This window comes from Streptomyces sp. NPDC052773, assembly GCF_044547145.1.
In the GTDB taxonomy this organism is placed as follows: domain Bacteria; phylum Actinomycetota; class Actinomycetes; order Streptomycetales; family Streptomycetaceae; genus Streptomyces.
In genome coordinates this window covers 94,754-111,769 of record NZ_JBITZX010000004.1, presented here as the reverse complement: position 1 = coordinate 111,769, position 17,016 = coordinate 94,754, and the positions used below count along the sequence as shown (strand labels likewise).

Sequence of the window (17,016 nt, the reverse complement as noted above, 5' to 3'; positions counted from 1 at the left end):
GGCTCTCACCGGAGCAGCCGCCGCCACACCAGTTCCCGTACCTCCTCCGGGTCGCGGCCGTGGTGGTCGGCGGCGATGAGATGGCTGCCCAGCCACACCGAGAATGCGAGCATCGCGCGGGCCTCGGCCTCGTCGTCGTCCTCGCAGAACGCGGCGAACAGCGACCGCAGATAGTCCATGCGCCGGGTGTCCACCCGCCGCAGCCGTTCGGCGACCCGCTCGTCGCGCCGCGCCCACTCGCGGATCGCGAGGTCGGTGCGGATGTCGGTGGTCACCTTGGGCACGATGGCCTCCGGCAGCCTCCGCAGCCGCTCCCGGGCGTCCCCGCCCTCGCTCTCGACCCGCTCGATCACCTGCTCGGTGACGTCGCGCTCCCAGGTGTCGAGGAGTTCGCCGAGCAGGGTCTCCCGGTCCCCGAAGTGCCAGTAGAAGCCGCCCTTGCTGACGCCGAGCGACTGGGCGAGCGGTTCGACGCGGACCGCGTCCGGGCCGCCGGCCGCGAGTGCGCGCAGCCCCTCCTCGATCCACTTGCCGCGCGGGGTGCGGGCCTGGGCCACGGTCGGTCTCCTTCTGTTCCGCATCGTCCATACGCGACCGTATGGATTTTCTATACGCCGCCGTATGGAAGGGGCTACGCTGTCATCCATACACCAGCGTATGGAAGCGAGGCCTTCCTCATGAAGCTGCCCCGGACCGCACACACCGCCCAGGACTGGCTCCTCCACGACATCACCCACGACTTCCGGCTGGAAGACGTATGGGCCCTGCCCACACCGGGCGGCCCCGACGACTTCCCGCGCCTGCTGTCGACCTTCTCCGAGCGGGACTTCGTCAGCCAGGCCAACCTCCCCACGCGGTTCCTGTGGGCGGCGCGCTGGAAGCTGGGCGCGCTGCTCGGCTGGGACAAGGACAAGGACGGTCTGGGCACCCGGGTGCGGACCCTGCGCGACCGGCTCCCCGCCGAGGCGCGGGACCTTCCCACGGTGCCGGAGGCGGGCCCGCCCTTCTCGACGCTGTACAGGCGGGAGAACGAGTGGGCCGCCGAGATGGCCAACCGGACGGTGCACGGCATCCTGCACCTCGCCTGGGTGCCCGACGGCCACGGCGGGTACCGCGGGCAGATGGCCGTCCTGGTCCGGCCCAACGGCCGCTGGGGCAGCGCCTACATGGCCGCGATCAAGCCGTTCCGGTATCTCGTCGTGTACCCCCAGCTGCTGCGCTGGTGGGAGCGGCACTGGGACGGACGCGCCACCACCCCGGCGTGACGGCACCCGCCCGGCCAAGGCCCGCCGTCAGGCCCGTCGCAGCCGGAGCGTCATCAGCTGGAACGGCCGCAGTCGTACGGTGATCCGGTCGCCCTCCAGCCGGGGCGCGGCCGTGTCGGCGAGCGGGCGTTCCAGCAGGTCGGTGGCGGTGACCGCGGAGACCGGGAAACCGGCCGTCAGGGTTGCCCGGGCCCGGCCGCCGTGGGCCTCGTGGAAGCGGACGACGACGTCGCCACTGCCGTCGTCGGCCAGTTTCACCGCCGTCACCACCACCGCGTCCTGATCGACCGTGACCAGCGGGGCAACCTGCCGGCCGCCGGTCAGCCGCCGCTCGGGGAGGTTCAGCCGCCACCCCTCGCGCACCGCGTCGCCGATGTCCGCGCCCGGCACCAGAGCGTGCCGGAAGCGGTGGACGCCCTGGTCGGTCCCGGGGTCGGGGAAGCGCGGGGCGCGCAGCAGGGAGACGCGGACCGTGGTCGTCGTACCGGCGTCGGGGCAGGTGCGGACGGTGCGGGTCACGTCGTGGCCGTACGTCGAGTCGTTGACGAGGGCGACGCCCCAGCCGGGCTCCGCCAGGTGGACGAAGCGGTGGTTGCAGGCTTCGAACTTGGCGGCGTCCCAGGAGGTGTTGGCGTGCGTGGGGCGGAAGAAGTGGCCGAACTGGGTCTCCGAGGCGTACCGCTCGGTGTGCAGGTCGAGCGGGAAGGCGAGTTTGAGGAACTTCTCGGTCTCGTGCCAGTCGGCCTCCGTGTCGATCACCAGCCGCCGCTCCCCCGGTGCGAGCGTCAGCAGCTGGGTGACGCGGGAGGCGCCGAAGGAGCGGACCACGCGGACCGAGACGCCGTCGTCGGCGACGGTGACCTCGTCGGCGTCGGTGAGGTCGGTGACGGTGTTGCGGTAGAACTCGTCGACGTCCCAGGCGTCCCACATGTTCGGGAAGTCGGGGTGCAGTTGGAGGAGGTTCGCGGCCCGGCCGGGTGCGATGGTCTCCCGGTCGGCAGCGAGGTCGTGGGCGGAGACGACGAGGCCGCGGGCGTCGATCTCGACCCGGAGCAGGCCGTTGTCCAGGACGAATCCGCCGCCGGGGCGCGGTGACGGTTCGGCCGGCCGCCCGGCGGGCCGCACGGTGCCCGCGCCGCCCGCCGGGATCCCGTTCCGGCTGTGCGGCGCGGAGTTGAAGACCAGCTCCCGCGTCCCCTCCCCGGCCGGCGCGCGCTGCGCCGCGCCGATGATCTCCTCCAGCTCCCGCGCCACCCGCGCGTACGTCTGCCGTGCCTCCCGGTGCACCCAGGCGATGGAGGACCCGGGGAGGATGTCGTGGAACTGGTGCAGCAGCACCGTCTTCCACAGGCGGTCCAACTCCTCGTACGGGTAGGGGAATCCGGTGCGTACGGCGGCCGTCGCGGCCCACAGTTCGGCCTCGCGCAGCAGGTGTTCGCAGCGCCGGTTGCCGCGTTTGGTGCCGGCCTGGCTGGTGAGCGTCGCGCGGTGGAGTTCGAGGTACAGCTCGCCGGCCCAGACGGGCGGGTCGGGGTACTCGGCCTCGGCGCGGGCGAAGAACGCCGCCGGGGTCTCCCATGTCACCGCCGGTGAGCCTTCGAGGTCGCGCAGCCGGGCGGCGCGGGCGACCATCTCGCGGGTGGTGCCGCCGCCCCCGTCGCCGAAGCCGGTGGGGGCGAGGGAGTGCCGGGCGCGGCCCTTCTCGCGGAAGTTGCGTGCGGCGTGGGCGAGTTCGGCGCCGCGCATCGCGCAGTTGTAGGTGTCGACGGGCGGGAAGTGGGTGAAGACGCGGGTGCCGTCGATGCCCTCCCACCGGAAGGTGTGGTGGGGGAACTTGTTCGTGCGGGACCAGGAGATCTTCTGCGTCAGCAGGTACCTGGCGCCCGCCGCCCGGATGATCTGCGGCAGTCCGGCGGCGAAGCCGAAGGTGTCCGGCAGCCAGACCTCCTCGTTGTCGACGCCGAACTCGTCCAGGAAGAAGCGTTTGCCGTGGACGAACTGGCGGGCCATCGCCTCCGAGCCCGGCATGTTGGTGTCCGCCTCCACCCACATGCCGCCCGCCGGCACAAACCGCCCGCCGGCGACGGCCTTCTTCACCCGGGCCCACACCTCGGGCCGGTGCTCCTTCACCCACGCCCACTGCTGGGCCTGGGACATGGCGAAGACGAAGTCCGGCTCGTCGTCGATCAGCGCGGTCATGTTGGCGGCCGTACGGGCCACCTTGCGCACCGTCTCGCGCAGCGGCCACAGCCACGCCGAGTCGATGTGGGCGTGCCCGACCGCGCTGATCCGGTGCGCGGAGGGGGTGGCGGGCGCGGCGAGTACGTCCGTGAGGCAGGCTCGCGCCCGCCGCGCCGTACCGCCCACGTCCTGGAGGTCGACGGTGTCCAGGGCCCGCTCCACGGCCCGCAGGATCTCCCAGCGGCGCGCCGACTCCACCGGCAGCTCGGCCATCAGCTCGCCCAGCACCTCCAGGTCGAGCACCAGCTGCCACACCGGCTCGTCGAAGACGGCCAGCTCCATCCGCCCGAGGGTGTACTGAGGCTCGCGCCCGGCCGTTTCCTTGTCGCCGAGCGGGGTCGGCCGGAACGGCGGATAGCCGAGGACGACCGGGTTGGAGGCGGCCTCGATGTGCAGCCGCACCTCCTCCCCGCCGGTCACGGGCGTGCCGATGCGCACCCACTGGTTCTGCGGGTGCAGGCCCTTCACCGGGGTGCCGTCGGGCCGGTAGACCAGACCCTCGCACTGGAATCCGGGCATCTGCGCCTCGAAGCCGAGATCGAGCAGGGCCTCGACGGTCCGCCCGGCCCACTCCTGCGGTACGGCCCCGGAGACCCGGAACCAGCTGGTCCCCCAGGGTGCGCCCCACCGCTCCCCCGCCCCGATCGGCTCCCCGCGCGCGGCGAGCCCCTCGGCGACCGGCACGGGCTCGTCGGGGGCGTGCCACACCGTCACCTCCAGCGGCACGGCCTCGGGGTACACGGCGGGCCGGATGCGTTCGTCCAGGACACGCCTCAGCCGCCCTTCGACGAGGCTGCGGTCGTCATGCATGGGGTCTCCCCTGCTGTCACGGCACCGGCGGACCGGCGACGGCGGACGCGCCGCCGCACGAGTCCGACGAGAACTACAGCCTTCCTCCGGGCGCCCCGGCCGAATCCCGGCGCCCGCGTCCGTACCGGTGGAACTTTCCCCCGGCGCGCCGTCGTCCACCGATCGGGACACCAGTGGCACGAGCGGCGGACGGTGGGGGGCGTGGAGCGGCGGATGGTGGGGGACGCGGAGCGGCAGCGGGACCGGGGGCGGTCCGAGTGGATCGGGCCGTACGAGGTCATCGACGTGATCGGCGCCGGCGGCATGGGGCGCGTCCATCTGTGCCGGGACGCCGCCGGGCTGCTGGTGGCGGTGAAGACCCTGCACGCCGAGCCGGCGCGGGACGCCGCGTTCCGCAGACGCTTCGCGCGTGAGGTGCGGGCGGCGCGCAGCGTGGGCGGGACGTACGCGGTGCCGGTCCTGGACGCGGATCCGGACGGTGACGTGCCGTGGATGGCGACGGCGTACATCCCGGCTCCGTCGCTGTCCTCGCTGGTGTCCCGGGCGGGCGCGCTGCCGCTCGCCGGGGTGCGCCGGATCGGGGCGGGCGTGGCGCGTGCCCTGGTCGCCATCCACGCGGCGGGCCTGGTGCACCGGGACGTGAAGCCGGGGAACGTGCTGGTCGCGCACGACGGGCCGCGCGTCATCGACTTCGGGATCGCGCGCGCCGAGGACCAGACGCTCACCCAGGACGCCCTGTCCGGCACCCCCGCCTACATGTCGCCGGAGCAGATCGAGGCCCCGGGCACGGTGGGCCCCGCGAGCGACGTGTTCTCCTTCGGTTCCGTCCTGGCGTACGCGGCGACGGGCCGCGCCCCCTGGGACGGCGGGGAGGCGTACGCGGTGCTCCACCGCATCACCTCGGGCGAGCCCGACCTGACAGGCCTCCCGGCGGAGTTGCGGGACGTCGTGACGGCGTGCCTGCGCCGCGATCCCGCCGAGCGCCCGGCTCCGGCGGAGCTGATCGCGCGGCTGGAGGCGGTCGCGCCCGCCGCGCAGGGGGCGGGGTGGCTGCCGGAGGAGGCCCGCACCGTCGTCCTCGATCACACCCTGCCGCCCGCCGACCGGCCGCGGCGCACCCACGCCGTGCACGCCCACCGGGCCGAACTGGACGCGCTCCACGCCGACCTGGCACTCCTGGAGCGCGAGGCGGACGGCGGTGCCGACCCGGCGGCGGCCCGCGACCGGTGCGCCGCCACCGCCGAGCGGGCCGCCGCGCTGCTCGGCGAGGACCATCCCGACGTCTGCGGGGCACGGGCCGTCGAGGCCCGGCTCGTCGGCGCCGCGGGCGACCCGGCGCGCGCGGCACATCTGCTCGGGCGGCTGGTGGAGCGCGCCTCCCGGCTCTTCGGCGAGAACGCACCGGCCGTCCTCGGGTACCGCCGGCACCTGGCCGAGTGGACCGCGAGGAGCGGGGACGCCGCCAGGGGGCTGCTGGACGCCGAGGACGTCGTGGCGCGCTGCACCGAGGTCCTGGGCGCGGACGCGCCGGCCACGCTCGCCGCCCGGCGGCTGCGCGCCCGGCTGCTGTCCTCCTGCGGCGGTACGCCGACGCGTCGAGGGCCTACGGCGAGGCCGCCGCCGACGCGGCGCGGACGCTGGGCGCCGACCACCCCGGCGTGCTGGACGACCGGTACTGGGAGGCGCACTGGCTGCACTCGGTACGGCCGTCCGAGAGCGCCCGTCTCTTCGCCGCCGTGGCCGCGGACTGCGTCCGCGCCCTGGGCCCGGCGCACGACCTGACGCTGGCCTCCCGCGAGGGCGAGGCGTACGCGTCGGGCAACGCCGGAGCCCGGGCGCGCGCCCGCGACCTGTACGCCCGGCTGGCCGGGGACTGCGCGCGGCTGCGCGGCACCGACGACGAGCTGACGCTGGTGACGCGCGACGGGCTGGCCCACTGGACGGCCCTCGCCGGTGACGCCCCGGCTGCCGCCGAGCTGTACGCGGAACTCGTCGACGACTGCGCCGCGGCGCTGGGCGCGGACCATCCGCGGACCCTCAGCGCGCTGGCGAGCCGCCGCCGCTGGTCGGCCGCGGCGGGCGAGCGCCCGGCCCGGCCTGCGGCGCCGCCGTCGCCGGCCACCACACCGACGCCTACGGCTGCCACGCTGTCACCGCCGGCCCCCACGCCCCCACCGACGCCCGCGACCACCCCCACACCACCACCGCCGACCGCACCCCTCCCCGCCCCCCCCCGGCCGAGGTGTTCGCCGGGCCGTTGCCCGCCGGTCTCCCGGCGTCCGTCGCCGAGCTGCGGTCCAGGATCGAGCGAGCGGAGCGGGCGGGCCGCGCGGGGGACGCCGAAGCGGCCTACCAGGGATTGCTGGCGGTAATCGACGAGGTGGAGGAGGTGGCCGGAGCCGACGCCCCCGCCACCCTCGACCTGCACCACCGACTGGCGCACTGGGCGGGCGAGTCGGGCCGCGCCGGCGAGGCGATCGTCCGCTTCGCACAGCTCTCCCGGCGCCGGGAGCGGCGCGACGGCGGTCTCTCCCCGCACTCCCTCCTGGCCCGCTCGCAGGCGGCGCACTGGACCGCGCGCAACGGTGACCCGGAGCGGGCGGTGCGCCGGTACGAGGCGCTGGTCCTGGCGGCGCGGCAACTGCTCGGCGAGGACCACGAACTGGTCACCCGCTGGCGGCTGGCGGTGTTCCACTGGCTGGCGGTCGGCGGGGACCCGGAGGTGGCGCTGGGCAGGTACCGGGGGGTGATGGAGGCGGCCCGCCGGGTGCTGCCGCCCGGCGACCCGGACCTGGTGGGGGCGCAGGTGCTGCACGACCGGCTCACCTCCGCTCGCGGCTCGTCGGCACCGCGCCGAGGGGGCGTCGCAGTCCGAGGAGATGGCGGCCGTCGAGGCGGTGGCGCGGACGATGCCGCCCCAGGCGGGTGCCGACTGGCTGCGGGCGGTGGCCGAGGAGAGCGCCCGGGTCCACGGCCCGTACGACCTGCGCACCGTCAACGCGCGGCTGCTGCGGGCCCGGCGCACGGCCGAGGCCGGGGACCGGCGCGCGGCGATCCGGCAGCTCGACATCCTGGCGATGGAGCTGCGCCAGGCCCCCGAACCGGGGCGCACGGCGGGCCTGCTGGGCATCGAACTGGCGACGGCGGCCATCGAGGACCCCCGGGCCTGACCGGGCGCGTCTCCGGGTGCGCTCCGGCCTGCCGCGCACTCTCGACAGGGCGCGGCGGGCCGGGGCAGAGTGCTCCCGTACTCGCCAGTAGCCCACTCATCGCCGAGGAGCGCCCGTGACCAACTGGGTCGGACGGACCGCCGTCGAGATCGCCGCCGCCGTGCGGGACAAGCAGGTCACACCCCGGGAGGTGGTGGCGGAGCATCTGGCGCGGATCGAGCGGCTGGACGGGCGGGTCGGCGCCTTCCGGACGGTGCGGACACAGGCGGCGCTGCGGGAGGCCGACGAGGTGGGGGCGCGCGGGGATCTGGCCGAGCTGCCGCTCGCCGGGGTGCCCGTGGCCGTCAAGGACAATCTGGCGGTGCGCGGTGAGTCCACCCGGAACGGCTCGGCCGCGACCCCGGACGCGCCCGCCGAGCACGACCATGTCACCGTGGCCCGGCTGCGGGCGGCGGGCGCGGTGGTCGTGGGGCTGACGAACGTGCCGGAGCTGTGCGTCTTCGGTACGACGGAAGGGGTGCACGGCACTTCCCGCAACCCGTGGGACCTGTCCCGCACCGCGGGTGGCTCGTCGGGTGGCAGCGCCGCCGCCGTGGCCGCCGGGATGGTGCCGATCGCGCTCGGCAACGACGGCATGGGCTCGCTGCGCATACCGGCGGCCAACTGCGGCCTGGTCACCGTCAAGCCGGGCCACGGGGTGGTCCCGGCGGGCATCGGCGAGGGCGACTGGTTCGGCATGGCGGAGAACGGCCCGCTCGCCACGACCGTCGCGGACGCGCGCCTGATGCTGTCCGTCCTCGCGGACGGCGGCTTCGACGGCGTACGACCGGACGGGCAGGACGACTCGGCGACACCGGCCACGTCGGGTACGTCGGGTACGTCGGCCACGTCGGCCACGTCGGCCACGTCGGCCACCCGCAGGATCGCGCTGTCGCTGCGCAGCCCGATCGCCGGGGCCGTCGTGACCAAGCCGTACGTCTCCGCCGCGCGGGAGGCGGCCGGGCTGCTGATGAAGGCGGGGCACCAGGTGCGGCGCGCGGACCCGCCGTATCCGCAGTCGCTGGGGCTCACCGCGCTGGCGCACTGGACGGCCGGCACGTCGGTCGACGCCCGGGGTCTCGATCCGCGGCTGCTGACCCGGCGCACCCGCGTCCACGCGGCCCTCGGACGGCGGTTCGTGGGGCGGGTGCGTACCGGGTCGGCCCGGGAGGCGCTGCGCCGGCGGCTGGAGCCGTTCTTCGACGAGTACGACGTGCTGCTCACCCCGGCGCTCGCCCGCCGCTCCCCGCGGGCGGTGCCGTGGCACGAGCGGGGCTGGCTGCGCAACATCGCGGCCAACTCGTCGTACTCGCCGATGACTCCGCCGTGGAATCTCACCGGCTGGCCCGCGATGGCGGTGCCCCTCGGCACGCTGCCCTCGGGCGCCCCGTGCGCCGTACAGCTGGTGGGCCGGCCGGGCACGGAGGCGCAACTGCTGGATCTGGCCGGGCAGTTGGAGCGGATGCGGCCGTGGGAGCGGACCGCGCCGCTCGGTTAGGAGGCCTGCTCGTTCCCCTGGCGTGTCCGCTCGGCGGGCCGGAGGGCCTTGTGCATGATGTGCAGGCCGACGAGCCCGTGCCGGGGGTGGTCGAAGGCCTCCGGCACCGTGCCGAGGATGGTGAAGCCGAGGGACGTCCACAGCTTGACCGCCGGGTTGGTCTCGACGACCGCGTTGAACACCATGCCCCGGTAGCCGTGTGCCTCGGCCTCGGTGAGGACGTGCTCGGCGAGGGCGCGGCCGATGCCGCGCCCGCCCTGGTCGGGGTCGACCATGAACCCGGCGTTGGCGATGCCCGCGGCGGGGCCGCCGTAGTTGGGCGTGAGGTAGGCGGACCCGACGACGGCTCCGGGGGCGTCCTCGGCGACGTAGACGCGTTTGGCCGGGTTCATCCAGAGGGCGCGGGCCGCTTCCTCGTCGGTGTCGGGATCCCAGGCGTAGGTCTCGCCGGCGGCGACGATGCGGTGCCAGAAGGGCCAGATGCGCGGCCAGTCGGCGGCGGAGGCTTCTCTGATCAGCATGGGCGTGAGTCTCGCACGCCCAGCTGACCGGTGATCGCGACTCCTGCCCGGGGGTTCAGTCCACGCTGGGCAGGATGTGCGGCTCGGCGAGGTCGTCCTCGTAGCCCGCGAGGCGGATCGGGGCCGAACGGGCCCACACGTCGAGGCTGCCGATCTCTCCGGGTCGGCGGCCCGCGCGCTCGGTGCGTTCCTTGGGCCGCTGATCGCGATTCTTCTTCTCCGGTGTCACCGCGCACTCCTTATGTGTCGGGTCACCCTCGGGCTCGCCGGCCGGTCCGCGGTCCGCGGGCGCGACGCACACTCGGGTCAGGGTCGAATCCGTCCGGACGCGGTGGCGTCGACAACTCACGGGAGGGCAGACCGTTGTGCACCGGCTGATCCCGGGACGGACGGTGGGTGTGGGTAGGGACCCGTGCTGCTGTCCGTCGGCTCCAGATTAACCAAATGAGCGGGCCCGCGCTCGATGGCGCTCAAAACTAGGGGGAGATCAGGGGGACTCGGCCAAGTCGCCCCGCATATACCGCACTACCCCTTGCACCCGTTTGCTCCACGATGCGCCGTTCACGCTTCACCCGCTCGGCCTACCCGGCCGAACGGATGCAGGCACGGCCGCGGGGTGCGGACCGCGCGGTTCAAGCCCTGCCGGGCGGCGGCGCGGCACCGCCGCGGGACCCGCGGGTGTACTCCGGCCGTACAGCCTCCGTCCGCAGCCTGGCGGCCCGGCAGCCCGGCGGCCCGGCAGCCCGGCAGCCCGGGGCCGGGCGGGGGCACCGCACCGGAACGGGCGACGGCGCGCCAGGCACCCCGGATCGGGGCGGGCTGACGCGCCGTCAGATTCCGTCGGCTACCACTTGCCCGGCGCGTAGTCCTTCAGGAAGACGCCGTACAGGTCCTCGCCGGCCTCGCCGCGCACGATCGGGTCGTAGACCCGCGCCGCGCCGTCGACCAGGTCGAGCGGGGCGTGGAAGCCCTCCTCGGCGAGGCGCAGCTTGTCGAAGTGCGGGCGCTCGTCGGTGATCCAGCCCGTGTCGACCGAGGTCATGAGGATGCGGTCGGTGTCGAACATCTCCTGGGCGCTGGTCCGCGTCACCATGTTCATCGCGGCCTTCGCGGCGTTGGTGTTCGGGTGCCCCGCGCCCTTGTAGCCGCGGCTGAAGACGCCCTCCATCGCGGAGACGTTGACGACGTAGGAGCGTCCGCTGGGCGCCTTCCGGGCGGCCTCGGCCATCACGGCGCGCAACTTGCTGATCAGGATGAACGGCGCGGTGTAGTTGCACAGCTGGGTCTCGAGCAGCTCCACCGGGGAGATCTGTTCGATGGTCTGCACCCAGGTGTTGGTGTCGACGACGTCCGGCACCAGGCCGCCCGCGTCGATGGCGGTGCCGTCGAGGTGGCGGGCGATGCTGGCGTTGCCGGCCACCAGGGCGAGGTCGGCGACCTTCTGCGCGTCGAGGCCGCTGGTCCCGACGGGCAGCGCGGCGAGCCCGTCGACCGCGCCGGAGTTGAAGGCGCCGATGACGTGGTGGGCGGGCAGCTCACCGGCGGGCAGCGGGGCGCTCTCGCCCTCGACCAGGGCGGCGTAGGCGGAGGGCAGTCGGCGCACGGTCTGCGTCGCGTTGTTGATGAGGATGTCGAGCGGTCCCGCCTCGGCGACCTGGTCGGCGAGGGCCACGGCCTGGGCGGGGTCGCGCAGGTCGATGCCGACGACCTCCAGGCGGTGGATCCAGTCCGCGGAGTCCTCCATCGCCTTGAAGCGGCGGATGGCGTCCTTGGGGAACCGGGTGGTGATCGTGGTGTGCGCGCCGTCGCGCAGCAGCCGCAGCGCGATGTACATGCCGATCTTGGCCCGGCCGCCGGTGAGCAGCGCGCGCTTGCCGGTGAGGTCGGCGCGGGCGTCGCGCTTGGCCCGGTTCTCGGCGGCGCACTTCTGGCAGAGCTGGTGGTAGAAGTAGTCGACCTCGACGTACCGCGCCTTGCAGACGTAGCACGAGCGGGGGCGCTGGAGTATCCCGGCGATCCGGCCCGGCTCGATCTTGGAGGAGGGCAGGATGCCCTCGGTCTCGTCGTCGATGCGCTCGGCGGAGCCGGTCGCGGTGGCCTCGGTGACCGCGCGGTCGTGGGCGGTCTTGGCGGCCCGGCGCTCCTGGCGGCGGCGCTGCTTCACCGTCCGGTAGATGTGCGAGGTGGCCCGGCGCACCTTGATCGCGTCGGGGTGGTCGACCTCCAGCTTGTCGAGCTCTTCGAGCACGCTGAGGCAGATCGCCAGGCGCTCGGGGTCGATGCCGGGCCCGTAGACCACCTCGTCCGTGGTCTGGGTGCCGTCTTCTGTGACCGTCATCGCCGCTGCGTTCCCTGCTTCTGCCCTGGCGGCGCTCCGACTCGCGCCCGCATTCGAACGTCGGATTTTACGGAGCGCCGGGCCGCCTCGCCAAACCCGTCTCGATCAGGGCGTACAGGCCTTGATCAACGTCCGCGTCTCGTCGGTGAGGGCGTGGGCGAGCCGGTCGAGGTCGGGGACGGCCTCGGCGTCGGCGACGAGGCCGTAGTGGACGGCGCCGCGGTAGGTGGAGACGGCGATCGCGAGGGAGTGGCCGTGGGCCAGCGGGGCGTAGGGGTAGACCTCGGCGAGCGGGGCGCCGCCGAGCGTCAGCCCCAGGGAGGGCAGGGGCACGCTGGTGACCAGGATGTCGAACCAGAGCCGGGCGGCCTGCGCGGCGAGCGGGCCGCCGAGCCGGTGGCCGAGGGCCGGCACGTGGTCGGCGAGCAGGGCGACGGCGCCCGCGCCGCGGTGCGGTCCGGCGTCCTTGTTGCGGTCCATGGCGGTACGGACCGCGCCGAGCCGGCGCAGCGGGTCGTGCTCGCCGACGGGGAGCCGTATCAGATAGCCGGAGAGCCGGTTGCCCTGCGGGTGCGCGGTGCGCGGGCGGCGGGTGGAGACGGGGATCAGGGCGCGGGGCGCCACGCCCTCGCTGCTGTCGCCGCGCTCGTCGAGCCAGCGCCGCAGGGCGCCCGCGACGAGCGCGATCAGCACGTCGTTGACGGTGCCGCCGACGGCCTTGCGGACGCGGTGGACGTCGTCGAGGTCGAGGACCGCTCCGGCGGTGCGGCGGGTCCCGGAGGGCTCCGAGGTCAGGGCCGGGGAGGAGCGGACGTCCAGGCCGGAGCGGGCGACGGAGGCACCGATGCCGACGGCCCGGCGCGCGTCGGACAGGGCACCGCGCAGCAGCGCGGGGAGCGCGCTCACGTCCGGCAGCGGGCCGCGCGGCGGCTCGGGACGGCGGGGCCGGGACGGCGAGGGCGGCGACACGTCGACCGGGTCGAGGACAGCCGCGGCCAGGGTCAGCGCGCGCAGTCCGTCGGCGAGGGCGTGGTGGAACTTGAACAGCACGGCGAACGAGGTCCCGTCCTCGCCGGGCAGCACATGCGCCTCCCACGGCGGCCGGCCGCGCTCCAGGGGCCGCTCCATGAGCCGGCCCGCCGCGGCCTGGAAGTCGGCGGTGGGGGCGTGCAGCCGGACGTGGTCCAGGGGGTCGAAGCCGGGGTCGGGCTCGCGGGCGGCGCCGCCGAAGGCGAGGGACGCGCCCGGGCCGAACGGGAAGGACCGGCCCGGGGCGAGGGGCCGCCACACGTCGCGGATCCGCATCCGCAGTCCGGGCACGGCCGCGGCCCGGGCGGCGAGCAGTTCGGCGGCGTGAGCGCCCGCGGTGGGCGAGTGGGCGGTGAAGACGCCGAGGGCGCCGAGGTGCATGGGGTGCCGTTCGGACTCGATGTTCCAGAACGCCAGGTCGAGGGGTGCGAGCAGGTCGTCAGAAGTCACTTGCTTGCCTCGCGTCGACGACGGGTGGATCAGCAGTCAATCCCCCGTGACCGATTACGGTCAAGGATGGCGAGGCTACACTCAGTTAACATCGCATGAAGACCTGATCTTCCGGCCCCGGTCAGAGGCCTACGACACCCGCTGCCCCTTCCCCAGCGCGATCACCCCGTTCTTGGAGACGGTGTACAGCTCGGTGTCCCGCTCCGGGTTGACGCCGATCGTGGCACCCGGCGGCACCTCGACGTTCTTGTCCAGTACGGCGCCGCGCACCACCGCGCCCCGGCCGATGTGCACGTTGTCGTGCAGCACCGACCCCTGCACCACCGCGCCGGGGTCGACCACCACGCCCGGCGAGAGCACGGACCGCGTGACCTGCCCCCGGATCAGGCAGCCGGCGCTGATGATCGACTCCCCGGCGATGCCGCCCGCGTTGAAGCGGGCCGGGGAGAGCTGGCCCGAGTGGGTGTAGATGGGCCAGCTGCGGTTGTAGAGGTTGAAGGCGGGGCGCTCGGCGATGAGGTCCATGTGGGCGTCGTAGTACGCGTCGAGGGTGCCGACGTCCCGCCAGTACCCCTGGTCGCGGCTGGTCTCGCCGGGGACGTGGTTGTCGCCGAAGTCGTACAGCCGCGCCTCGCCGCGCTCGGTGAGCTGGGGCAGGATCGAACCGCCCATGTCGTGCGCGGAGTTCTCGTCCTCGGCGTCCCGGTGCAGGGCCTCGATGAGGGCCTTGGTGGTGAAGATGTAGTTGCCCATGGAGGCGAAGACGCAGTCGGGCCGGTCCGGCAGCCCGGGAGGGTCGGCGGGCTTCTCCAGGAACCGCTCCACCGTCCGGCCGTCCGAGCCGGGGGTGATCACGCCGAAGGACGACGACTCGGTGCGCGGGACGCGGATCCCGGCGACGGTCACCCCGGCCCCGGACTCGATGTGCTCGGCGAGCATCTGCCGCGGGTCCATGCGGTACACGTGGTCGGCGCCGAACACCGCGACGTACTCGGGCCGTTCGTCGTAGATCAGGTTCAGGGACTGCAGGATGGCGTCCGCGCTGCCCAGGTACCAGCGCGGGCCGAGGCGCTGCTGGGCCGGGACGGGGGTGACGTAGTTGCCGAGCAGGCTGGACATCCGCCAGGTGGTCGTGATGTGCCGGTCCAGGGAGTGCGACTTGTACTGGGTCAGCACGCAGATGCGCAGGATGTCGGCGTTGACCAGGTTGGACAGGACGAAGTCGACGAGGCGGTAGGTGCCGCCGAAGGTGACCGCGGGTTTCGCGCGGTCCGCGGTCAGGGGCATCAGGCGCTTGCCCTCGCCGCCCGCCAGGACGATTCCGAGCACCGAAGGACCCCCACGACGCATGGCCGCTCCCCTCACGCTGGTTGCCGAAGAACCTGCCCGGGCACCGGCGGAACAATCCTGTTCGAGCGTCGAGTCGGTGTGCCACGGCCGGTTTTCGCGCGTCGGTGTGCCGCGCCGGTGTGTCGCGTCGGTGCGCTACGTCCCCTTGGCGACGCGTTCGTACAGCCGGACCGTCCGCCGGGCGACCGTGTCCCAGCCGAACTCGCCGACCGCCCGTTCCCGCCCCGCCTCGCCCATCCGCCGGGCGCCCTCCGGATCGCCGAGCACCGCGTCCAGTGCCTGGGCGAGGCCCGTCTCGAAGTCGTCGTCCAGGGGCACCAGGAGGCCCGTCTTGCCGTCCGCCACGACCTCGGGGATGCCGCCGACCCGCGAGGCGACGACGGGCGTGCCGCAGGCCATCGCCTCCAGATTGACGATGCCGAGCGGCTCGTACACCGACGGGCAGACGAACACGGCGGCGTGCGTGAGGAGTTGGACCACCTCGGGGCGCGGCAGCATCCGCGGGATCCAGTGCACACCCTCGCGCACCCGGCTCAGCTCCTGGTACAGCTCGCGGAACTCCCGGTCGATCTCGGGGGTGTCGGGCGCGCCCGCGCACAGCACGACCTGGGCGGCCGGGTCGATGGCGCGGGCCGCGCGCAGCAGGTGGGGCACGCCCTTCTGGCGGGTGATGCGGCCGACGAAGAGGACGTAGGGGCGGTCCGGGTCGACGCCGAGGCGGTGCAGGACGTCGGTGGCCGGGTCGGGCCGGTACAGCTCGGTGTCGATGCCGTTGTGGACGACGTGCACGCGGGCCGGGTCGAGCGCGGGGTAGCAGGCGAGGATGTCCTCGCGCATGGCGCCGGAGACGGCGATCACCGCGTCGGCGGCCTCCACGGCGGTGCGCTCGGCCCAGCCCGACAGGGCGTATCCGCCGCCGAGTTGCTCGGCCTTCCAGGGCCGCAGCGGCTCCAGGGAGTGCGCGGTGAGCACGTGCGGGACGCCGTGGAGCAGCTTGGCGAGGTGGCCGGCCAGGTTGGCGTACCAGGTGTGGGAGTGGACGAGGTCGCTGCCCTCCAGGGCGGCGGCCATGGCGAGGTCCACGGAGAAGGTGCGCAGCGCGTCGTTGGAGCCGTCCAGGGCGGACCAGGGCCGGTGGCGTACGACGCCCGCGGCCCGCTCGGCCGAGGACACCTCGCCCCAGCAGTGCACCCGGAGGTCGACCAGGGAGCGCAACTCCCTGGCCAGGAACTCCACATGGACGCCCGCGCCGCCGTACACGTCCGGCGGGTACTCCCGGGTCAGCAGTCCCACGCGCACCCGCGGCTCCCTGTCTCGGCGACTGGTTTCCTCATGGTCCCCCGGATGCGGCGCGCGGGGAAGACCGCGGGGGCCGGGTGAAGCAGCAGTCGCCGCACACTCCCCCGCCGGGCACCCGGTAGTAGAGGCAGCAGCTGCGGCGCCGGAAGGCGGTGCCGGTGAGGGTGCCGGTGTCCGCGAGGAGCGGGTGGGCGAACAGGCCGGCGGCCAGGGCGCGGGCCCGGGCGGCGACGTCCGTACGGCCGTGCTCGCGCGCCCAGGTGTCCAGGGTGCGCGCGGCGCCGGCCAGCGCGGAGGCGGCGTTGCCGCGCAGCAGACCGGGCGCGAGCCGGTGCCGGGCGCGCAGGGCGTCGGCCAGCGGGACGAGATGGCCGTGCAGCACGGCGTCGGCCAGGGCCCGGGCGTCGCCGTCCCGGCCCGGCGGGCGCACCTCGGTCAGCCACAGGTCGTCCGGGGCGCCGCCGTCGGGGTCCCAGCGCAGCAGCCCCGGGTCGAGGTCGGGGACGCGGCCGTACAGCGCGGCGCAGCCCAGGGCGGCGGACCACAGGCGGGCGGCGAGGCCCAGGTGGGCGACGGAGGCGGCGATCCGGGGCTCGGGGGCGCGCAGGGCGTCCGTGACCTTGCGGACACGGACATCCAGGGCGTCGCCGCCGTACGCCTCCGAGGCCTGCCCGGCGTACACCTGTGCGAGAGTCGGCAGGGGGCCGCGCGGCGGTACGCCCGTGCGCAGGAGGAAGAAGCCGCCGAGCGGGCGGAGCGCGGCGAGTCCGGGGTCGAGGTCCACGAGGAGCAGTAGTACCAAGCCCCCTAGGGGACGGCTCTCAGGGGCCCCGCCGGTCGGCGCCCGCCCTGGGGATGACCGCGCCCCTGCCGTACTCCATCGGCAGTAGGACGCATTGTGTGCTCAAGGACGACGACGGGGAACAGGTCGGCGCGGGATCGTGTTGGCATGGAAGCCGACCGCTTGCCGCGCCGGGCCGCGCGCCCCCGCCTCACGCAGAGGAGC

At 74.5% G+C, this 17,016-nt stretch carries 14 protein-coding genes; 5 read left to right on the top strand and 9 right to left on the bottom strand.

The genetic code is table 11. The features are described 5' to 3' along the window. Positions 1-5: 5 nt before the first annotated feature. Positions 6-557, bottom strand: a complete 552-nt coding sequence (locus ACIG0D_RS10975) for a TetR/AcrR family transcriptional regulator (RefSeq protein ID WP_365765766.1) — start codon at positions 555-557, stop codon at positions 6-8. Positions 558-677: 120 nt separating this feature from the next. Here ACIG0D_RS10975 and ACIG0D_RS10970 point away from each other — a divergent pair, with 120 nt between their 5' ends. Then, positions 678-1,265, top strand: a complete 588-nt coding sequence (locus ACIG0D_RS10970) for a DUF2867 domain-containing protein (protein ID WP_365765767.1) — start codon at positions 678-680, stop codon at positions 1,263-1,265. Positions 1,266-1,292: 27 nt separating this feature from the next. On the opposite strand, the gene ACIG0D_RS10965 is transcribed toward ACIG0D_RS10970, so the two are convergent. Then, positions 1,293-4,316: an alpha-mannosidase gene (locus ACIG0D_RS10965; RefSeq protein WP_399798439.1), complete on the bottom strand. Its 3,024-nt coding sequence runs from the start codon at positions 4,314-4,316 to the stop codon at positions 1,293-1,295. A 213-nt stretch (positions 4,317-4,529) separates the two neighbouring features. Between ACIG0D_RS10965 and ACIG0D_RS10960 the strand changes: the two genes are divergently transcribed. The 4 genes from ACIG0D_RS10960 (at position 4,530) to ACIG0D_RS10945 (ending at position 9,023) form a co-directional block, all read left to right on the top strand. Next, on the top strand, positions 4,530-6,098 hold the full coding sequence (locus ACIG0D_RS10960; protein ID WP_399798437.1) for a protein kinase: 1,569 nt from the start codon (positions 4,530-4,532) through the stop codon (positions 6,096-6,098). Further along, positions 6,053-6,688 (top strand): hypothetical protein, encoded by a 636-nt coding sequence (locus tag ACIG0D_RS10955; protein WP_399798434.1) that lies wholly within the window; start codon positions 6,053-6,055, stop codon positions 6,686-6,688. The genes ACIG0D_RS10960 and ACIG0D_RS10955 overlap by 46 nt, the downstream gene beginning before the upstream one ends. 507 nt (positions 6,689-7,195) lie before the next feature. After that, positions 7,196-7,486, top strand: coding sequence for a hypothetical protein (locus ACIG0D_RS10950; protein WP_399798432.1), 291 nt, complete (start codon positions 7,196-7,198; stop codon positions 7,484-7,486). A gap of 115 nt (positions 7,487-7,601) precedes the next feature. After that, positions 7,602-9,023: an amidase gene (locus ACIG0D_RS10945; RefSeq protein WP_399798429.1), complete on the top strand. Its 1,422-nt coding sequence runs from the start codon at positions 7,602-7,604 to the stop codon at positions 9,021-9,023. Here ACIG0D_RS10945 and ACIG0D_RS10940 read toward each other — a convergent pair. From ACIG0D_RS10940 to ACIG0D_RS10910, 7 genes are all read right to left on the bottom strand, one after another. Then, complete coding sequence (locus ACIG0D_RS10940) at positions 9,020-9,544, bottom strand: GNAT family N-acetyltransferase (protein WP_399798427.1); 525 nt, start codon at positions 9,542-9,544, stop codon at positions 9,020-9,022. The two genes, ACIG0D_RS10945 and ACIG0D_RS10940, sit on opposite strands and share 4 nt — an antisense overlap. Positions 9,545-9,599: 55 nt before the next feature. Continuing rightward, complete coding sequence (locus ACIG0D_RS10935; protein WP_365768350.1) at positions 9,600-9,773, bottom strand: hypothetical protein; 174 nt, start codon at positions 9,771-9,773, stop codon at positions 9,600-9,602. A gap of 615 nt (positions 9,774-10,388) precedes the next feature. Then, complete coding sequence (locus ACIG0D_RS10930) at positions 10,389-11,882, bottom strand: SDR family NAD(P)-dependent oxidoreductase (RefSeq protein ID WP_399798425.1); 1,494 nt, start codon at positions 11,880-11,882, stop codon at positions 10,389-10,391. A 105-nt stretch (positions 11,883-11,987) separates the two neighbouring features. Beyond that, complete coding sequence (locus ACIG0D_RS10925; protein ID WP_399798422.1) at positions 11,988-13,361, bottom strand: wax ester/triacylglycerol synthase family O-acyltransferase; 1,374 nt, start codon at positions 13,359-13,361, stop codon at positions 11,988-11,990. 129 nt (positions 13,362-13,490) lie between these two features. Continuing rightward, a complete protein-coding gene (glgC, locus tag ACIG0D_RS10920) occupies positions 13,491-14,711 on the bottom strand; it encodes a glucose-1-phosphate adenylyltransferase (protein WP_399798420.1) in 1,221 nt (406 codons plus the stop codon). A gap of 135 nt (positions 14,712-14,846) precedes the next feature. Beyond that, positions 14,847-16,010 carry a glycogen synthase gene (gene glgA, locus ACIG0D_RS10915; RefSeq protein WP_399798417.1) on the bottom strand — a complete coding sequence of 388 codons (1,164 nt, stop codon included), beginning with the start codon at positions 16,008-16,010 and terminating at the stop codon, positions 14,847-14,849. A gap of 31 nt (positions 16,011-16,041) precedes the next feature. Beyond that, positions 16,042-16,812, bottom strand: coding sequence for a (2Fe-2S)-binding protein (locus ACIG0D_RS10910; RefSeq protein ID WP_399798414.1), 771 nt, complete (start codon positions 16,810-16,812; stop codon positions 16,042-16,044). Between the last annotated feature and the right edge of the window lie 204 nt (positions 16,813-17,016).

What these genes read in the sequence shown, in the direction of transcription:
- ACIG0D_RS10940 (WP_399798427.1), bottom strand. Translation starts at nt 9,544, where the DNA reads ATGCTGATCAGAGAAGCCTCCGCCGCCGACTGGCCGCGCATCTGGCCC.
- ACIG0D_RS10965 (WP_399798439.1), bottom strand. Translation starts at nt 4,316, where the DNA reads ATGCATGACGACCGCAGCCTCGTCGAAGGGCGGCTGAGGCGTGTCCTG.
- ACIG0D_RS10960 (WP_399798437.1), top strand. Translation starts at nt 4,530, where the DNA reads ATGGTGGGGGACGCGGAGCGGCAGCGGGACCGGGGGCGGTCCGAGTGG.
- ACIG0D_RS10930 (WP_399798425.1), bottom strand. Translation starts at nt 11,882, where the DNA reads ATGACGGTCACAGAAGACGGCACCCAGACCACGGACGAGGTGGTCTAC.
- ACIG0D_RS10950 (WP_399798432.1), top strand. Translation starts at nt 7,196, where the DNA reads ATGGCGGCCGTCGAGGCGGTGGCGCGGACGATGCCGCCCCAGGCGGGT.
- glgC (WP_399798420.1), bottom strand. Translation starts at nt 14,711, where the DNA reads ATGCGTCGTGGGGGTCCTTCGGTGCTCGGAATCGTCCTGGCGGGCGGC.
- ACIG0D_RS10970 (WP_365765767.1), top strand. Translation starts at nt 678, where the DNA reads ATGAAGCTGCCCCGGACCGCACACACCGCCCAGGACTGGCTCCTCCAC.